The sequence below is a fragment of the Mesorhizobium opportunistum WSM2075 genome, from assembly GCF_000176035.2.
GTDB classification, from domain to species: Bacteria; Pseudomonadota; Alphaproteobacteria; order Rhizobiales; family Rhizobiaceae; genus Mesorhizobium; species Mesorhizobium opportunistum.
In genome coordinates this window covers 762,975-778,892 of sequence record NC_015675.1, presented here as the reverse complement: position 1 = coordinate 778,892, position 15,918 = coordinate 762,975, and the positions used below count along the sequence as shown (strand labels likewise).

At 64.6% G+C, this 15,918-nt stretch carries 14 protein-coding genes; 7 read left to right on the top strand and 7 right to left on the bottom strand.

The annotated features are described in order from the left end of the window. Positions 1-268: 268 nt before the first annotated feature. Positions 269-997: a GntR family transcriptional regulator gene (locus tag MESOP_RS03635; RefSeq protein WP_013891967.1), complete on the top strand. Its 729-nt coding sequence runs from the start codon at positions 269-271 to the stop codon at positions 995-997. Positions 998-1,035: 38 nt separating this feature from the next. Here the strand turns inward: MESOP_RS03635 and MESOP_RS35520 are convergent, their stop codons facing one another. Beyond that, positions 1,036-1,179, bottom strand: a complete 144-nt coding sequence (locus MESOP_RS35520) for a hypothetical protein (protein ID WP_167313538.1) — start codon at positions 1,177-1,179, stop codon at positions 1,036-1,038. Here MESOP_RS35520 and MESOP_RS03630 point away from each other — a divergent pair. Beyond that, positions 1,178-2,692, top strand: coding sequence for a malonate--CoA ligase (locus tag MESOP_RS03630; RefSeq protein ID WP_013891966.1), 1,515 nt, complete (start codon positions 1,178-1,180; stop codon positions 2,690-2,692). The two genes, MESOP_RS35520 and MESOP_RS03630, sit on opposite strands and share 2 nt — an antisense overlap. Before the next feature lie 38 nt (positions 2,693-2,730). Here the strand turns inward: MESOP_RS03630 and MESOP_RS03625 are convergent, their stop codons facing one another. The 6 genes from MESOP_RS03625 to MESOP_RS03600 all read right to left on the bottom strand — a co-directional run bounded on the left by MESOP_RS03625 (position 2,731) and on the right by MESOP_RS03600 (position 9,835). Continuing rightward, complete coding sequence (locus tag MESOP_RS03625; protein ID WP_013891965.1) at positions 2,731-4,779, bottom strand: ABC transporter ATP-binding protein/permease; 2,049 nt, start codon at positions 4,777-4,779, stop codon at positions 2,731-2,733. Positions 4,780-4,854: 75 nt separating this feature from the next. After that, positions 4,855-5,967 (bottom strand): NAD(P)/FAD-dependent oxidoreductase, encoded by a 1,113-nt coding sequence (locus tag MESOP_RS03620; protein ID WP_013891964.1) that lies wholly within the window; start codon positions 5,965-5,967, stop codon positions 4,855-4,857. 16 nt (positions 5,968-5,983) lie between these two features. Next, entirely contained in the window at positions 5,984-7,150 is a 1,167-nt protein-coding gene (nagA, locus tag MESOP_RS03615; RefSeq protein WP_013891963.1) for an N-acetylglucosamine-6-phosphate deacetylase, read from the bottom strand. Beyond that, a complete protein-coding gene (locus tag MESOP_RS03610; RefSeq protein ID WP_013891962.1) occupies positions 7,147-8,178 on the bottom strand; it encodes an SIS domain-containing protein in 1,032 nt (343 codons plus the stop codon). Before MESOP_RS03610 ends, nagA begins: the two co-directional genes overlap by 4 nt. Beyond that, positions 8,175-8,957, bottom strand: coding sequence for a GntR family transcriptional regulator (locus MESOP_RS03605; RefSeq protein ID WP_013891961.1), 783 nt, complete (start codon positions 8,955-8,957; stop codon positions 8,175-8,177). Before MESOP_RS03605 ends, MESOP_RS03610 begins: the two co-directional genes overlap by 4 nt. Further along, entirely contained in the window at positions 8,954-9,835 is an 882-nt protein-coding gene (locus MESOP_RS03600) for a glucosamine kinase nucleotide-binding domain-containing protein (RefSeq protein WP_013891960.1), read from the bottom strand. Before MESOP_RS03600 ends, MESOP_RS03605 begins: the two co-directional genes overlap by 4 nt. 198 nt (positions 9,836-10,033) lie before the next feature. On the opposite strand from MESOP_RS03600, the gene MESOP_RS03595 reads away from it, so the two are divergent. From MESOP_RS03595 to MESOP_RS03575, 5 genes are all read left to right on the top strand, one after another. Continuing rightward, on the top strand, positions 10,034-10,984 hold the full coding sequence (locus tag MESOP_RS03595) for an N-acetylmuramic acid 6-phosphate etherase (protein ID WP_013891959.1): 951 nt from the start codon (positions 10,034-10,036) through the stop codon (positions 10,982-10,984). A 117-nt stretch (positions 10,985-11,101) separates the two neighbouring features. Further along, positions 11,102-12,361 carry an ABC transporter substrate-binding protein gene (locus MESOP_RS03590; protein ID WP_013891958.1) on the top strand — a complete coding sequence of 420 codons (1,260 nt, stop codon included), beginning with the start codon at positions 11,102-11,104 and terminating at the stop codon, positions 12,359-12,361. A 246-nt stretch (positions 12,362-12,607) separates the two neighbouring features. Then, positions 12,608-13,537: a carbohydrate ABC transporter permease gene (locus MESOP_RS03585; protein ID WP_013891957.1), complete on the top strand. Its 930-nt coding sequence runs from the start codon at positions 12,608-12,610 to the stop codon at positions 13,535-13,537. 224 nt (positions 13,538-13,761) lie between these two features. Next, the gene (locus MESOP_RS03580; RefSeq protein WP_010912697.1) at positions 13,762-14,601 is read left to right on the top strand and encodes a carbohydrate ABC transporter permease; all 840 of its coding nucleotides are present in this window, start codon (positions 13,762-13,764) and stop codon (positions 14,599-14,601) included. Positions 14,602-14,849: 248 nt separating this feature from the next. Next, the gene (locus MESOP_RS03575; protein ID WP_013891956.1) at positions 14,850-15,911 is read left to right on the top strand and encodes a Gfo/Idh/MocA family protein; all 1,062 of its coding nucleotides are present in this window, start codon (positions 14,850-14,852) and stop codon (positions 15,909-15,911) included. The last annotated feature ends 7 nt before the right edge of the window (positions 15,912-15,918 follow it).

The following is a 15,918-nucleotide window of genomic DNA, read 5'->3' as shown; positions in this document are numbered from 1 at the left end:
CGCGCGACAGAAAAGATGCTCGCACAAGCACGCAGGAATAGATGATCCTGCGTGCATACAAAACATGTTAAGCTTCCACTGGTTGTAGCCGCGTGAAATCTGCACGATCCGGCGGCGGATTGGCGTATATTTCTTTGTTCTAAAGTACAATAACGCGATCTTCTGCTTGAGCGTCCAAAGGTAGGCGTTATAGGGTACATGTACGGAGAGGGACTGTTTCCGGACTCGAATTGCCCAAATTCAGAATTGGGGACAAAGGAGTCGTCTTTTGACCTACGGAGCTGCCAATCTGAACGACGACGGCACAGGATCCAAAAGCACGCTTGCCAGTACGGTCTATCATCAGCTGCGCGATGATCTTCTCGGCGGCGCTCTCGAAACTGAAAGCAAGCTGCGGGTCGAGTGGGTTGTTTCCAAGTATGGCGCCGGCGCCTCTCCGGTTCGGGAAGCCCTCAACCGCCTTGCCTCCGAAGGGCTTCTTGGCCGCCACGACCAGCGCGGCTTCTTCATCATGCCGGTCACCGCGACGGAGCTCGAGGAGCTGACGCGCACCCGCTGCTGGCTCGAGGAACGCGCCCTTCGCGAATCCATTGCCCACCGCACCGCCGAATGGGAAGAACAGCTGGTGCTGGCGCTGCATCGCCTGGGGCGCGCGTCACGGCATGATCTCCCGTCGATCAATCCGGATTGGGAGAAATTGCACCGCACCTTCCATCGGGTGCTGATCTCGGCCTGCCGGTCGCACTGGCTGGTGGGTTTCTGCGATCAGCTTTCCGATCACGCCTACCGCTACCGGCAAATGGCCAATGACGGCGAAGGCATCCAGCGCGACGGTTTCGCCGAACACCGGCTGATCGCCGAATGCGCGCTGGATGGCAATGCCGACGGTGCCGTCCAGGCACTGATCGATCACTACCAGCTGACCGCTTCCATGTGCATGGAGCGCTTCAAGCAGAACGAAACGGCCGCCGCCCCGGCCGAACGCGCCCGACGCTAGCGAGGCCTCGATCGTCGGGCCGCCGCCGATCATTCCAATCATTCGCGACCGACGTTGCGGGCGGGATCGCCGTTTGCGGTCTTGACGGCACGGCCAGGAAACGCGAACGCTTCGCCGCCGACGCATGCGGCCAGAAGCGTGTGCCCGGCGCCGCCATTGCCGTCACCGCAGGAAGAGTTCATGAGCAATCATCTGTTCGATGCGTTCCGGTCCCGGATGCCGGTGCCCGGGCATCTGTTGATGGAAACCGACGATGGCCGCTCGCTCACCCATGGCGACATGCTGGCGCGGTCGGGACAGCTCGCGCATGCGCTGCTGCAATTGGGTGTCGAGCCCGGCGATCGGGTGGCCGTGCAGGTCGAGAAGAGCCCGGAGGCGGTCCTGCTCTATCTCGCCTGCGTGCGCGCCGGTGCCGTCTTCCTGCCGCTCAACACCGCCTATACGCTGACCGAACTTGGCTATTTCTTCGACGACGCTGCACCTCGGGTCATCGTCTGCGATCCTGCAAGGGCTGCGGATGTCGCTGCGATGGTTGAGCCGTCCGGCGCCGTCGTGGTCACGCTCGACCGCAACGGCCAGGGATCGCTGGCGGACCAGGCATCGCGGCAATCGTCCGACTTCCATGATGTCGTGCGGGGCGGGGACGATCTTGCCGCGATCCTCTACACGTCGGGAACGACCGGTCGCTCGAAAGGCGCCATGCTCAGCCACGAAAATCTGGCCTCGAACGCTCGGGTGCTGGTCGATCAATGGCGCTTCACGGCGGACGATGTGCTGATCCACGCGCTGCCGATCTTCCACACCCATGGCCTGTTCGTCGCCACCAACGTTGTCCTGATGGCCGGCGCCTCGATGCTGTTCGAACAGAAATTCGACGCGGGCCGCATCGTCTCGCTGCTGTCGCGCGCAACAGTGCTGATGGGCGTGCCGACCTTCTACGTACGCCTGCTGCAGCAGGATGGCCTGGACCGCGAGGCGACGAAGACAATCCGCCTGTTCGTGTCGGGCTCGGCGCCGCTGCTGGCCGAGACGCACAGGGCCTGGCGCGAGCGCACCGGCCACGCCATCCTCGAACGCTACGGCATGACCGAAACCAACATGAACACGTCGAACCCGTATGAGGGCGAACGGCGCGCAGGCACCGTCGGTTTCCCCTTGCCCGGCGTGTCGCTGCGCATCGCCGATCCCGACAGCGGCAGGACGCTGGCCCAAAGCGAGGTCGGCATGATCGAGGTGAAGGGTCCAAACGTGTTCGGCGGCTACTGGCGCATGCCGGATAAGACCAAGGCGGAATTCCGTGCCGACGGCTTCTTCATCACAGGCGATCTCGGCATGATCGACGCCGACGGCTATGTCCACATTGTCGGCCGGGGCAAGGACCTGATCATTTCGGGCGGCTACAACATCTATCCGAAGGAACTCGAAAGCGAGATCGACGCGCTCGACGGGGTCTTGGAAAGCGCCGTCATCGGCGTCGCCCATCCAGATTTCGGCGAAGGCGTCACCGCGGTCGTCGTGCGGGCGCCGGCGTCGCGGATCACCGGCGCCGAAATCCTCCGCGCCATCGCCGGGCGCGTGGCGAAGTACAAGCATCCGAAGCAGGTGATCTTCGTCGACGAACTGCCGCGCAACACGATGGGCAAGGTCCAGAAGAATCTTCTGCGCGACGCCTACAAGGACCTCTACGCATCCTGATCAGGCCAGGCCTTTTTTCGGAAACAGGATGAACCGCTCTAACCACGGTTGGAAGCGCCGGAGCCGGAGCCCCACAAGGCACGCTTCAGCAAGCTGCGTTTGCGCTTGCGCGGGACGAGGTCGATATCGCTGACGAGCTTGGCGCCGCCCTCACGCCTTTCCAGGGTGATCTTGCGGCTGTGAAAGGCTTCGAGCTCCGCGCGATGCGCCACGCTGATGATGGTGACATCAGGCAGTTCGCGGATCACCGTCATCATCATCGTGTCCTGGCTCTTCTCGTCGAGCGCCGAGGTCGCCTCATCCAGCACCACGATATCGGGGCGATGCAGCAGCAGGCGCGCGAAGGCGAGGCGCTGCTTTTCGCCACCCGACAGCGTCTGGTCCCATGGCGCCTCTTCCTTGATCCTGTCGGTGAGATAGCCGAGCCCCACCTTGTCGAGGGCAGCCTTGATCTGCTTGATCGTCCACTTGTCCGCCGCCGCGGGATAGGCGACCGCGCGGCGAAGCGTGCCGGTGGGGATGTAGGGGCGTTGCGGCAGCATGAACAGGCGCCTGCCGGCGTGGAAATTGACGTTGCCACCGCCCCATGGCCACAGGCCCGCAACGGCCCGCACCAAGGTCGACTTGCCCGAACCGGATTCGCCGGCCACCAGCACCCGCTCTCCCGGTTCGATTTCGACCTTCGTTTCCTTGACCACGGAGGAGCCGTCGTCGAGCGTCACGGAGAGATTGTCGAGGCTGAGCATCGCGCCGTTGCCGGTCTCGCCACGCTTGATACGCCCCAGCTCGTCGCTCTGCTCGGCGCGCTCCAGCCCATCGAGCGACATCATCAGCGAGGCGATGCGGCGTGCGGAGGCGTTCCAGTCGGCAAGACGTGGATAATTGTCGACCAGCCACCCGAAGGCGCTCTGCACGATGGCGAAGGCCGAGGCCGCCTGCATGACCTGGCCGAGCGACATCGAGCCTTCGAGAAATTTTGGCGCGCACAGCAGCACCGGCACGACCGGCGCGAACAGGCTCGAGCCCTGCGAGACCAGTGCCGTGCGCATATGCTGTCCGGTCAGTTGTGCCCATCGCTTCAGCACGCCGGCAAAGGTCCTGTCGATGCCGCTGCGCTCCTCCTCCTCGCCGCCGAGCAAGGCAATGCTCTCGCCGTTTTCGCGCACGCGGGTCAGCACGTAGCGGAACTCGGCTTCCGACTGGTTCTTTTCCTCGGACAGCCGGACGAAATCGCGGCCGATGATGACCATCGAGGTGGAGGTGATCGCGGCATAGATCACGGCCGTGATGACGAGGAAACCGGGCACGGTGAAGGTCGAGCCTCCCAATGTGAAGCTCAAGGCTCCGCCGATCGTCCACAGCACCACGATGAAGGTCGAGGCCGACAGTGTGGCGATGATCACGCCGGAGATGAAATCGACGGGCGACTCGGTGGCGATCCGCAGATCCTCGGTGAGGCGGGCTTCGGGGTTCGAATGGTCGCCCGCGACGAGGTTCAACTGATAGTAGCGGCCATTGGTAAGCCAGCGCGCTATGACCGACGTCGTGAGCCAGGATCGCCAGCGGCGCTGCATCGTCATGCGCAGATAAACCTGCGCGATGACAAGGCTCGCGCTTCCGGCAACGAGGGGCAGGAATATAGCGCTGAGCACATAGACGGTGTGGACGTTGCGTTGCTCGATGGCGTCGAAGAACGCGCGGTTCCAGACGTTGATCCCGTACTGGAAGCCGACATTGATGACGATCAGGATCAACAGCCCGATTGTGAGCGGCCAGGCGAGCTTGTCGCCCTGCCGTCCCCAATAGCCGCGTCCGCCGATCCAGAAACGCCGCAGCAGGTATTTCTTGCGCGCCTGCTCGGCCTCCTCGGGCGTCAGCTGCGGATCGGGTTCGATAGCTTCCGGTGGCGGCCCCGCCTGGCCGTCGACCTCCGGCGCTGCGTCGGCGGGCGTTGGCTTTTCTTCGCCCGGCTCGCCTGACGTCTGGTCACGCGGCCCTTGCCGTCGCGACTTTCCTCGACGCGGCTTCGGGTTGCCGCGCGGTCTGATGCCGTCGGCCGGTGTCGATTTGGGTTTCGCCTCGGACATACGCTGCGACAACGGACTCAAAATCAAAAGGTTTCATGACGTCTGTTCGGGATGACAAACTCCCAACGGCACCGGTCATTCCGGGTACAGCAGCGCGACGACATGATCGGCGATCGCCAGGCTTGCCGTCAGGCCGGGGCTCTCTATGCCGAACAGGTTGACGATCCGGCCGAGGCCATGATCGCCCGGACCCTGGATCATGAAGTCGGCCGCCGGCTGGCCGGGACCCGACAGTTTCGGCCTGATGCCGGCATAGGCCGGTTGCAGGGCGCCATCGCCAAGGTCGGGCCAATAACGGCGGATCGCTTCGTAGAAGACGGCGCTCCGGCCTGGATCGACCGTGTAATCCACATGGTCGATCCATTCGACATCAGGCCCAAAGCGCGCGCTGCCGCTGAGATCGTGCGTCAGGTGGACACCGAGGCCGCCTTCGACCGGAACCGGGTAGATCAGCCGCGAAAACGGCGACCGGCCTGGAAGCGCGAAATAATTTCCGCGCGCCAGCCACTGCCGGGGGATGAGGCTTTGCGGGAACCCCTCGATCCGGCCGGCCATGGCCTGCGCGTCGAGGCCCGCGGCGTTGACGAAGGCGCGGGCCTCCAAAGCGAAGGTCTCGCCATCGGCATCGCGCGTGTCGACACGGATCCCGTCGGCGTCGATCGTCGCGCCGGCCACGCAGGTCAGGAAAGCGAAGGCCGCGCCGGCCGCCTCGGCGTCGCCGCGCAGCGACAGCATCAAGGCATGGCTGTCGACGATGCCGGTCGACGGCGACAGCAGCGCGCCGGCGCATGTCAGCGCCGGCTCCAGGCTTTCGGCTTCGCCGCGTGTCAAAAGCTCGAGATCCTCGACCCCGCAGCGGCGCGCATTGGCCTGGATCGTCCGCAACCCGTCCATCTGCCCTGGCTCGCTGGCGACGATCAGCTTGCCGGTCCGTGCATGGGCGACGCCGTGCTCGGCGCAGTAGGCGTAGAGGAGCCGGCGGCCTTCGACGCAGAGCCGGGCCTTCAGGCTGCCCGGCGCATAATGGAGCCCGGCGTGGATGACTTCGGAATTGCGCGAACTGGTGACGGTGCCGATCGCATCGGCTTGCTCGATGACCACCACCTCGCGGCCCGACAAGGCAAGCGCCCTGGCGACGGCAAGCCCGACGACGCCTGCTCCGGCGACAACACAGTCGATTGCCTGCATGGGCCCGCTTCCAGGATTACGCGCCGGCTGAAAAAACCTCGTCGCCGCCGATCCAGACGCTTCCTATGCCGAGATCGTCCGACAGCGCAACGATATCCGCCGCCGTGCCGTTGGCAAGGCGGCCAAGCCGGTGCGACTGGCCGATCGCCTGCGCCGGATAGAGCGAGGCCATACGCAAGGCTTCGGAAAGGTCGAGCCCGACGACGCGGTGCATGAACCGGATGGCCGAGATCATGTCGAGGTCGGCGCCGGCCAGCGTCCCGTCGGCAAGCCTGAGACTCCCGTCCTTGCGATAGATGGTGCGGCCGTTGAGCGTGAACGAGGTCGTGTCGGTGCCGATCGTCGCCATCGCGTCGGTGACCAGCACGATCTTGCCAGGCCCCTGCTTGGCCTCGAGTGCGATCCTGATGGTCGCCGGATGGACGTGGATACCGTCGGCGATCAGCCCCGCGGACAAGGTGCCGATGTCGATCGCCGTGCCCGCCAGCCCCGGCTCGCGGTTGCCGATCTGGCTCATCGCGTTGAACAGGTGGGTGACCACGCTGGCTCCCGCCTCGGCGAAGGCATTTGCCGTGGCATAGCCGGTGTCCGAATGGCCGAGGCTGACGATGATGCCGGCTCTGGTCAATGCCGTGACGCGGGCCGGCTCGACGGATTCGGGCGCTATCGTGGTGAGCAGCACCGGCAGCTTCCGCCGCGCCGCGATCAGCATCGCCTGGTCGGCGTCCGTCATCGGCCGGATCAGCGCCGGATCATGCGCGCCCTTGCGCGCGATCGACAGATGCGGCCCTTCGAGATGCAGGCCGAGGAAGCCCGGCACCTTCCGCAGCGTCGCTGCTTCGCCGGCGGCAATCGCTGCGGCGGTGATGTCAGGCGTGTCGGTGATCAGCGTCGGCAGCAGCGCGGTCGTGCCGAACGGCGCGTGCGCCCGGCATATGGTCTCGATCGAGGCGACGTCGGGGTGGTCGTTGAGCATGACGCCGCCGCCGCCATTGACCTGGATGTCGACGAAGCCCGGCACCAGCATGCCGCCGCCGGTGTCGACGACGCGGACGTCCGAAGGGATGGCGCCGGTGGGCAAAATAGCCTCGACGAGGCCGTCGCGCACGACGAGCGCCGCGCCTTCATGCCAGTCGTCGCCGTCGAAAATCCGGGCGCCAGTCAGGGCAAAACGATCGCTCATACGGTCTCCGTCACCTTGCGAAGGTTGCGCGGCGTGTCCGGATCGAGGCCGCGATGGCGCGCGAAGGCCTCGACGAACATGTAGAAGGAGACGATCAGCGTCAGCGGGTCGGTCAGCGGGTGGCCGGTGGCGACATGCGGCAGGCGCGTGGCACGGTTGGCAAGCGCGGAGGTGACGAACACCGGCGCGCCCTTGGCTGCCAGGCTGTCGGCGGCTTCGGCGACCGACGGTTCGGACGCATCGCGCGCGGCCAGCGCCAGCACCGGAAAATCCGGGCCGATCAGCGCCAGCGGGCCGTGCATGACTTCGGCCGCGCTGTAGGCCTCGGCATGCATGCCGCAGGTCTCCTTGAATTTCAGCGCCGCCTCGTTGGCCATCGCCGCGGACGGCCCGCGGCCGAGGATGAACAGCGACTTCTGCTTTTCGATCGTTTCGGCCAGCACGCTCATCCAGTCGCAGGCGATCGCCTTGCCGAAATGTTCGGGCAGGCGCGCAAGTGCGGCAAGCAGTGCGGCGTCGCCGGTGGAATGCGCCATCAAGGCGAGGCCGGCAACGGCGGAATTGATGAAGGTCTTGGTCGCCGCGACGCTGCGCTCGGGCCCGGCCAGGATGTCGATTGCATAATCCGAGGCCCGCGCCAGCGGCGAATCGGCGGTGTTGGTGATGGCGATGGTCAGGGCGCCGCCGGTCCGTGCGGTTTCGGCCATGGCGACGATGTCGGGGCTCTTGCCCGACTGCGAGATCGCCAGGCACGCCGATCCGGTGAGCCGGAGTTTGCGGCCATAGATCGAAGCGATGGAAGGGCCAACCGAGGCGACGGCAAGGCCCGCGGTCAGTTCGACGGCATATTTCATGAAGGTGGCGGCATGGTCGGACGAGCCGCGCGCCACGGTGACGACGAAATGCGGGTCGCGTCCCTTGATGCCGCGTCCGGCTTCCTCGATCACGGTGCCGGAGCCGTCGAGCAGGCGGGTGACGGCCTGCGGGATCTCCTCGATCTCGCGCCGCATATGGGTGATTTCAGTCATGGTCGGCCCTCTTCGCTCGGCCCTGTCAGCCGCAGTTCGGCGACGAAGTCGTAGGCGTCGCCCCGGTAGATCGAGCGGGTGAATTCGATCACCTTGCCGCTCGCCAGATAGGAAATACGTTCGATATGCAGGCCGGCAATGCCCGGCGGCACTTCGAGCAGGCGCGCGTCGCTGTCGCCGAGATTGGCGGCCGAAATGCGCTGCACAGCCCGCACCGGCCGGTTGCCCGTCATTTCCAGGGCGGCGTAGAGCGAGGAGCCTATGGCAGCCGGGTCGGGCAGCACGCTGGCCGACAGCGATGCGCGTTCGATCGCCAGCGGCGTGTCGTTGGCGATGCGCAGGCGCGCCACCCGCGCCACCAGTTCGCTCGACGACAGGCCAAGCACCATCATCTCGCCGGGCGAGGGCGCGTAGAGGCCGCGGTCGAGCCATGCCGAACGCACCGCCATGCCGCGCCGCGCCATGTCTTCGGTGAACGAGGTGAGCCGCGACAGCGACTGCTCGACGCGCTCCATGCGTGGCGCCACGAAGGTGCCGGAGCCATGGCGCTGCACCAGGATGCCGCCCTTGACCAGGTCCTGCACCGCCTTGCGCACGGTGACCCGCGAAATGTCGGCCTTGGTGGCGATGTCGCGCTCGGAAGGCAGCGCGTCGCCCGGCCCGATCAGGCCGCGGTTGACTGCGTCCTCGATGCTCTTGCGAAGCTGCAGATAGAGCGGCGCGCCGCTCTGCGCCGACTGCTTCAGCGTGGCGAAGATCTGGTCGGCGGCGTCGCTCATCGAGCCGGCCCCGCATGCCCTGCGAAAAGCCGCACCGCCATCTGCACGGCGCCGCCTAGCGCGCCGTCGAGCGGCGGCTTCAGCAGCGCCCGGTAACGCGCCGACAGGCGCGGCGCGTAAAGCGGCGCCAGGCCGCCGAGCAGACAGAGCGGCGCGCCTTCGGCGAGATCGAGCGCGCCAAGCGAGGCTTCGACATCGGCAACCGCCCTGTCCAGGATCCAATTGGCGACGCTGTCGCCTTTTTCGGCGTGTTCGAACACCTTGGGCGCGAAACCGCCGAAATCGCCGGGCTTGGCATTGGTGGTGAACTCGACCACGTCCTCCGGATTGTTGCGGAAAACCGCCATCATGCTGTCGGTCAGCGGCGAACCCTCGCGCACGCCGTCATAGGCAAGCAGCGTCTGTTCGAGCAGGTCGCGGCCGATGCGCGCGCCGCTGCCCTGGTCGCCGACCTGGAATCCCCAGCCGCCGATGGCGCGCGACTTGCCTTGTTTGCGCGCCATGTAGGCGGTGCCGGTGCCGAGGATCGCCATGGCGCCGTCGCCTGATCCGACGGCGCCTTCCAGCGCGATCTCGGCATCGGTCTCGACGCGGCTGACGCTGAACGGCAGAACCGCTTCGAGCTGCTGCCGGTAGGTGCCGACATTGGCGCCGGCAAGGCCCAGAATGGCCGGTGTCTGCGGGATCAACTCCGGGTCCTGCCCGGCGGCGATGAACGCCTGCCGCGCCGCCTCGACGATGTTCGACCGGGCGCCGGTAAGATCGGTGCGGATGTTGGCGGCGCCGCTTTTGGCACGGCCGAGGACCATGCCGTCCGCATTTGCCAGGGCGGCCCTGCAGCTGGTGCCACCGCCATCGATACCGAGCACGAAATTCACGTGATTTCTCCTCCGGCCGGATAATACCAATAAAATACCAATAGCCAAGGGTTAATTTCCGTTTCAAAAAGATTAAGGTGTATTTTATTGAAAATCCTGGGCATTTCGCCGGCTCAGCGATTTCCAGGCTGCGAATTCGTTAATGCTTGTGGACAAGTGGTATTTTTTTGGTATTGTTCTGGTATTGGAGGACCCGGGATGGCCGAAACGCGCACCGAAGCGCTTCACAGGAATGCCGAGGGGCTGGATATCCAGGCCCCGGAAGCCATCCTTGCTTCGCTGGCCGATGCGCAGGTCGAGGCCGCCAAGGCCGTCCGCAACGCCATTCCGTCCATCGCCAAGGCAGCCGAGATCATCGCCGACAGGCTGAATGGCGGCGGCAGGCTTGCCTATGCCGCGGCCGGCAGTTCCGGCCTGATGGCGCTGGCCGATGCGTTGGAATTGCCCGGCACCTTCGGCATAGAACGCGACCGTATCGCCATCCTGATCGCCGGCGGAGACGAGGCTTTCCACACGCTGGCCGGTGGACCCGAGGACGACACCGAGGAGGCCGCTGCGGCGGTCGCCAGTGCGGGCATCGGCAAGGGCGACTGCCTGATCGCCGTTTCGGCCAGCGGCACGACACCCTATGCCGTGCACGCCCTCCAGGAAGCGGCCCGCCGCGGAGCGGCCACCATCGGCATCGCCAACAACCGGAATTCGGCCCTGCTCCAGCAGGCTGGAACCGCCATCCTGCTCGAAACGCCACCGGAAGTGATCGCCGGCTCGACGCGCATGGGTGCTGGCACCGCCCAGAAGATCGCGCTCAACATGCTGTCGACCTTGACCGCCGTCCATCTCGGCCACGTGCATGACGGCTACATGGTCAACCTCATGGCCGACAACATCAAGCTGCGCGACCGCGCCGCGCGCATTGTCGCCGCCGTCAGCGGACGCGGCAGGGACGAAGCCGCCCAACTGCTCGAGAAGAGTGGCGGCGCGGTCAAGACCGCCATTCTGCTAGCCGCCGGCGCCGACAATGCCGATGCGGCGCGGAAGATACTGGAGGGGACCGGCCAGAAGCTGAGGCCAGCCCTTTCCGCGCTGGAGCATGATCCCGAAAAGTGGAACCCACTTTTCGGAAAAGATCGTGCTCGAACAAAGAAGTAGGGCTTGTTTCATCCCGATTTCCATCGGGGTGAAACGGGCTTACGAGGGGAGCAAGGGGTCAAAAGCCCCTGTTCTCATCAAAACCGAACCTGAAAAAGGTCAACAGGGAGACTGAGCATGACAACGAAACTACTGACGGCACTGCTTCTGGGCACCAGCATTCTCGGCTCGGCCGGGTTGGCTCACGCCGCCGACGTAACCCTCAACATCGAAAGCTGGCGCGGCGACGACCTTGCCATCTGGAAGGACAAGCTGATCCCGGCCTTCGAAGCCAAGAACCCAGGCATCAAGGTGGTGTTCGCGCCATCGGCTCCGACCGAGTATGACGCAGCACTCGGCGCCAAGCTCGCCGCCGGCTCGGCGGGCGACCTGATCACTTGCCGCCCGTTCGACAAGTCGCTCGAACTGTTCAAGAAGGGCAACCTCGCCGACCTCTCCGCGCTGCCCGGCATGGAGAATTTCTCGCCGGTGGCCAAGTCCGCCTGGCAGACCGATGACGGCAAGGCGAGCTTCTGCGTGCCGATGGCCTCGGTCATCCACGGCTTCATCTACAACAAGGACGCCTTCGACAAGCTCGGCATCAAGGTGCCGCAGACCCGCGACGAGTTCTTTGCAGCACTCGACAAGATCAAGGCCGACGGCACCTACATCCCGATGGCGATGGGCACCAAGGACCTCTGGGAAGCCGCGACCATGGGCTACCAGAACATCGGCCCCAACTACTGGAAGGGCGAAGACGGCCGTGCGGCGCTGATCAAGGGCGATCAGAAGCTGACCGACAAGGACTGGGTTGCCCCGTATGAGGAACTGGCCAAGTGGAAGCCGTATCTCGGCGACGGCTTCGAGGCGCAGACCTATCCGGACAGCCAGAACCTGTTCACGCTCGGCCGCGCCGCCATCTACCCGGCCGGCTCGTGGGAAATCGGCCTGTTCAACACCCAGGCCCAGTTCAAGATGGGCGCCTTCCCGCCGCCGGTCGAGAAGGCCGGCGACACCTGCTACATCTCGGACCATACCGATATCGGCATGGGCCTGAACGCAGCGTCGAAGAATGCCGATGCGGCCAAGACGTTCTTGTCCTGGGTCGCCTCGCCCGACTTCGCCACCATCTACGCCAACGCGCTGCCGGGCTTCTTCAGCCTGAACTCCGCGCCGGTGAAGATGGAAGACCCGCTGGCGCAGGAATTCGTCTCCTGGCGCGGCAAGTGCAAGTCGACGATCCGCTCGACCTACCAGATCCTGTCGCGCGGCACGCCGAACCTCGAGAACGAGACCTGGGTTGAATCGGCCAACGTCATCAACGGCACCGATACGCCCGAAGCAGCGGCCAAGAAGCTGCAGACCGGCCTCGACAGCTGGTACAAGCCGGCGAAGTAAGAGCTCAGGCAACGGAGCCGGTCGGGCGCAAGCCTGGCCGGTTCCGGATACCCCTGGTCTGCATCCGCAGAGATAGCGATTGTCGGCACCGCCTCGCGGCCTTACCCTTGCACGTCTTGGGGAAGGCTGGCTGATCAGTCGCAGGCCTTTGTTCTTGCCGCATCGGGCAAGAATGTCGGGCCATGCATCGAGGCATCATCTAGCATCGAGACGATTTGGAACCGAGAGACGGCGGGGACCGAACTCATGGCCGCAGAAATACGACCCAAAAGACCTGTTCGCTGGCACATCGGCATCTTCCTGGCGCCGGCGGTGCTCGTCTACACGGCGATCATGATCCTGCCGCTCGCCGGCACCTTGCAGCTGTCGCTGTTCCGCAACGTCAGCGAGTCCCAGGTCTTTGTCGGGTTGGAGAATTTCCGCACCCTGTTCGGCGATCCCAACTGGTCGGTGGGTTTCTGGAACGCACTCAGGAACAACACCTGGTTCTTCATCATCCACATGCTGGTGCAGAACCCGATCGGCGTCATGCTGGCGGCATTGCTGTCCAGCCCGCGACTGAGATTTGCCGCCTTCTACCGCACGGCGATCTTCGTGCCGACCATCCTGTCCTTTGTCATCGTCGGCTTCGCCTGGAAGCTCATCCTGTCGCCGTTGTGGGGCGTGGCGCCGCATATGATGGACCTGGTCGGCTTGAAAAGCCTGTTCACGCCCTGGCTCGGCAAGGAACAATATGCGCTGACCGCGCTCAGCCTGATTTCGGTATGGCAGTTCGTCGGCATCCCGATGATGCTGATCTACGCGGCGCTGCTGTCGATCCCCGAAGAGGTGATCGAGGCGGCTGAATGCGATGGCATCACCGGCCTGTCGCAGTTCTGGAAGATCAAGCTGCCGCTGATCCTGCCGTCGATCGGCATCATCTCGATCCTCACCTTCGTCGGCAATTTCAACGCCTTCGACCTGATCTACACCGCGCAGGGCGCGCTCGCTGGGCCGAACTATTCGACCGACATTCTCGGCACCTTCCTCTACCGCGCCTTCTTCGGCTTCCAGCTGCAAGTCGGCGACCCCAACATGGGCGCGGCGATCGCCACGATGATGTTCCTGATCATCCTAGGCGGCGTCTGCGTCTACCTCTTCCTCGTCCAGACGCGCCTGCGTCGCTATCAGTTCTGAGGGGTGGATATGTTACGGCTAAACACCCCCCTCTGGCCTGCCGGCCATCTCCCCCGCAAGGGGGGAGATCGGATGTCACGAAGGCTTTCGCCAATCTTCCACGTCGCAGGAGAAGCGCCGAGCCCGAAGCTGCCAATCTCCCCCCTTGCGGGGGAGATGGCCGGCAGGCCAGAGGGGGGTGCCTGGGCGCCATTGTTTGGAAGTGTGCGTCAGGAGACCTCCCAATGAGCACCGCCACCCGATCACTCCCCCGCACCATCGGCGCTCACGCGATCCTGTTGACCTACACGGCGATCGCGCTGTTTCCGGTGATCCTGGTCATCATGAATTCGTTCAAATCCCGCGCCGGCATCTTCGGCGCGCCGCTGACACCGCCGACGCCGAAAACCTTCGACCTGATCGGCTACACCACGGTCATCGGCCAGGGCGATTTCATCCACTATTTCCAGAACAGCCTCGTCGTCACCGTCGCTTCGCTGTTCTTCGTGCTGCTGTTCGGCGCCATGGCTGCTTTCGCGCTGTCGGAATACCGCTTCCGCGGCAATTCGCTGATGGGCCTCTACCTAGCGCTCGGCATCATGATCCCGATCCGCCTCGGCACCGTCGCCATCCTGCAATTGATGGTGGCGAGCGGGCTGGTCAACACGCTGACGGCGTTGATCCTGGTCTACACGGCGCAAGGCCTGCCGCTCGCTGTCTTCATCCTGTCGGAATTCATGAAGCAGGTGTCCGACGATTTGAAGAACGCCGGCCGCATCGACGGCCTGTCCGAATACACCATCTTCTTCCGCCTGGTGCTGCCGCTGGTCAGGCCATCGATGGCCACGGTCGCCGTCTTTACCATGATCCCGATCTGGAACGATCTGTGGTTCCCGCTGATCCTGGCGCCGTCGGAAGAGACCAAGACGGTGACGCTCGGTGCCCAGCTCTTCCTCGGCCAGTTCGTCACCAACTGGAACGCCATCCTCGCGGCGCTCTCGCTGGCGATCATGCCGGTGCTCATCCTCTACGTCATCTTCTCGCGGCAGCTGATCCGCGGCATCACGTCGGGAGCCGTCAAGTGAGCGGAGCCCTGCAATTCTCCGCCGGCGCCATCACCCCACCCGGCGCTTCGCGCCGACCTCCCCATCAAGGGGAGGTAGAAGGTCGCCGTTTCATTCGACGGGTCGGAGGTTCAATTCGGAGCAGCTGCGCCGACAGCGGGAAGTTCACGCCAACGCCCCACCTCCCCTCGATGGGGAGGTCGGCGCGCAGCGCCGGGTGGGGTGACACCCTCTCCGCGAGAGCAACCAAAACATTTGGAGTTGATTAGGTGAACTCTAAACCACCCCTTCGTGTCGTCGTCGCCGGCCTTGGCAATATGGGCCGCAGCCATGCGCTGGCCTACCATACCAATCCGGGTTTCCAGATCGCGGCCTTGGTCAATCGCTCCGACGTGCCGCTACCTGACGGACTGACGGGCTACGGCATCAGGCGTTCCTTCGACGAGGCGCTGCGCGACGAAAAACCCGATGTCGCCTGCATCGCCACCTATTCCGACAGCCATGCCGACTATGCGGTCAGGGCGTTCGAGGCCGGCTGCCATGTCTTTGTCGAAAAGCCGCTGGCAACGACGGTGGCCGATGCAAAACGCGTCGTCGCGGCCGCCAAGGCCAACGGTAGGAAACTGGTGATCGGCTACATCCTGCGGCATCATCCGTCCTGGATCAGGCTGATCGCCGAGGCGCGCAAGCTCGGCGGCCCTTACGTGTTCCGCATGAACCTCAACCAGCAATCCTCCGGCCATACCTGGGAGACGCACAAGCAGCTGATGCAGACGACGTCGCCGATCGTCGATTGCGGCGTCCACTATCTCGACGTCATGCTGCAGATCACCGACGCCAAACCGGTCGAGGTGCGCGGCATGGGCGTGCGGCTGACTGAGGAGGTGGCGCCGTCCATGTACAATTACGGGCACCTGCAGGTGCTGTTCGATGACGGTTCGGTCGGCTGGTACGAAGCCGGCTGGGGGCCGATGATTTCCGAGACCGCTTTCTTCGTGAAGGACGTCATCTCGCCCAACGGCTGCGTGTCGATCGTCATGAAGGAAGGTGTCAGGTCCGACGACATCGACACCCACACCAAGACCTCGACCATCCGCCTGCACAGTGCCGCGACCGGCGCTGACGGCAAGTTCGCCAAGCCTGACGAAATGCTGTCGATGGAAGGCGAACCCGGCCATCAGGATCTCTGCGATCTCGAGCAGGCCTTCGTCCTGAAAGCGATCCGCGAGGATCTGGATCTCACCAAACATATGGACGACGCAGTGAAATCGCTCGCCGTCTGCTTTGCCGCCGACGAGAGCGTGCGCAGCGGAAAGGCGGTGCGATTGTGACAAGGGC

What these genes read in the sequence shown, in the direction of transcription:
- MESOP_RS03630 (WP_013891966.1), top strand. Translation starts at nt 1,178, where the DNA reads ATGAGCAATCATCTGTTCGATGCGTTCCGGTCCCGGATGCCGGTGCCC.
- MESOP_RS35520 (WP_167313538.1), bottom strand. Translation starts at nt 1,179, where the DNA reads ATGAACTCTTCCTGCGGTGACGGCAATGGCGGCGCCGGGCACACGCTT.
- MESOP_RS03625 (WP_013891965.1), bottom strand. Translation starts at nt 4,779, where the DNA reads ATGTCCGAGGCGAAACCCAAATCGACACCGGCCGACGGCATCAGACCG.
- MESOP_RS03620 (WP_013891964.1), bottom strand. Translation starts at nt 5,967, where the DNA reads ATGCAGGCAATCGACTGTGTTGTCGCCGGAGCAGGCGTCGTCGGGCTT.
- nagA (WP_013891963.1), bottom strand. Translation starts at nt 7,150, where the DNA reads ATGAGCGATCGTTTTGCCCTGACTGGCGCCCGGATTTTCGACGGCGAC.
- MESOP_RS03610 (WP_013891962.1), bottom strand. Translation starts at nt 8,178, where the DNA reads ATGACTGAAATCACCCATATGCGGCGCGAGATCGAGGAGATCCCGCAG.
- MESOP_RS03605 (WP_013891961.1), bottom strand. Translation starts at nt 8,957, where the DNA reads ATGAGCGACGCCGCCGACCAGATCTTCGCCACGCTGAAGCAGTCGGCG.
- MESOP_RS03595 (WP_013891959.1), top strand. Translation starts at nt 10,034, where the DNA reads ATGGCCGAAACGCGCACCGAAGCGCTTCACAGGAATGCCGAGGGGCTG.
- MESOP_RS03590 (WP_013891958.1), top strand. Translation starts at nt 11,102, where the DNA reads ATGACAACGAAACTACTGACGGCACTGCTTCTGGGCACCAGCATTCTC.
- MESOP_RS03585 (WP_013891957.1), top strand. Translation starts at nt 12,608, where the DNA reads ATGGCCGCAGAAATACGACCCAAAAGACCTGTTCGCTGGCACATCGGC.
- MESOP_RS03580 (WP_010912697.1), top strand. Translation starts at nt 13,762, where the DNA reads ATGAGCACCGCCACCCGATCACTCCCCCGCACCATCGGCGCTCACGCG.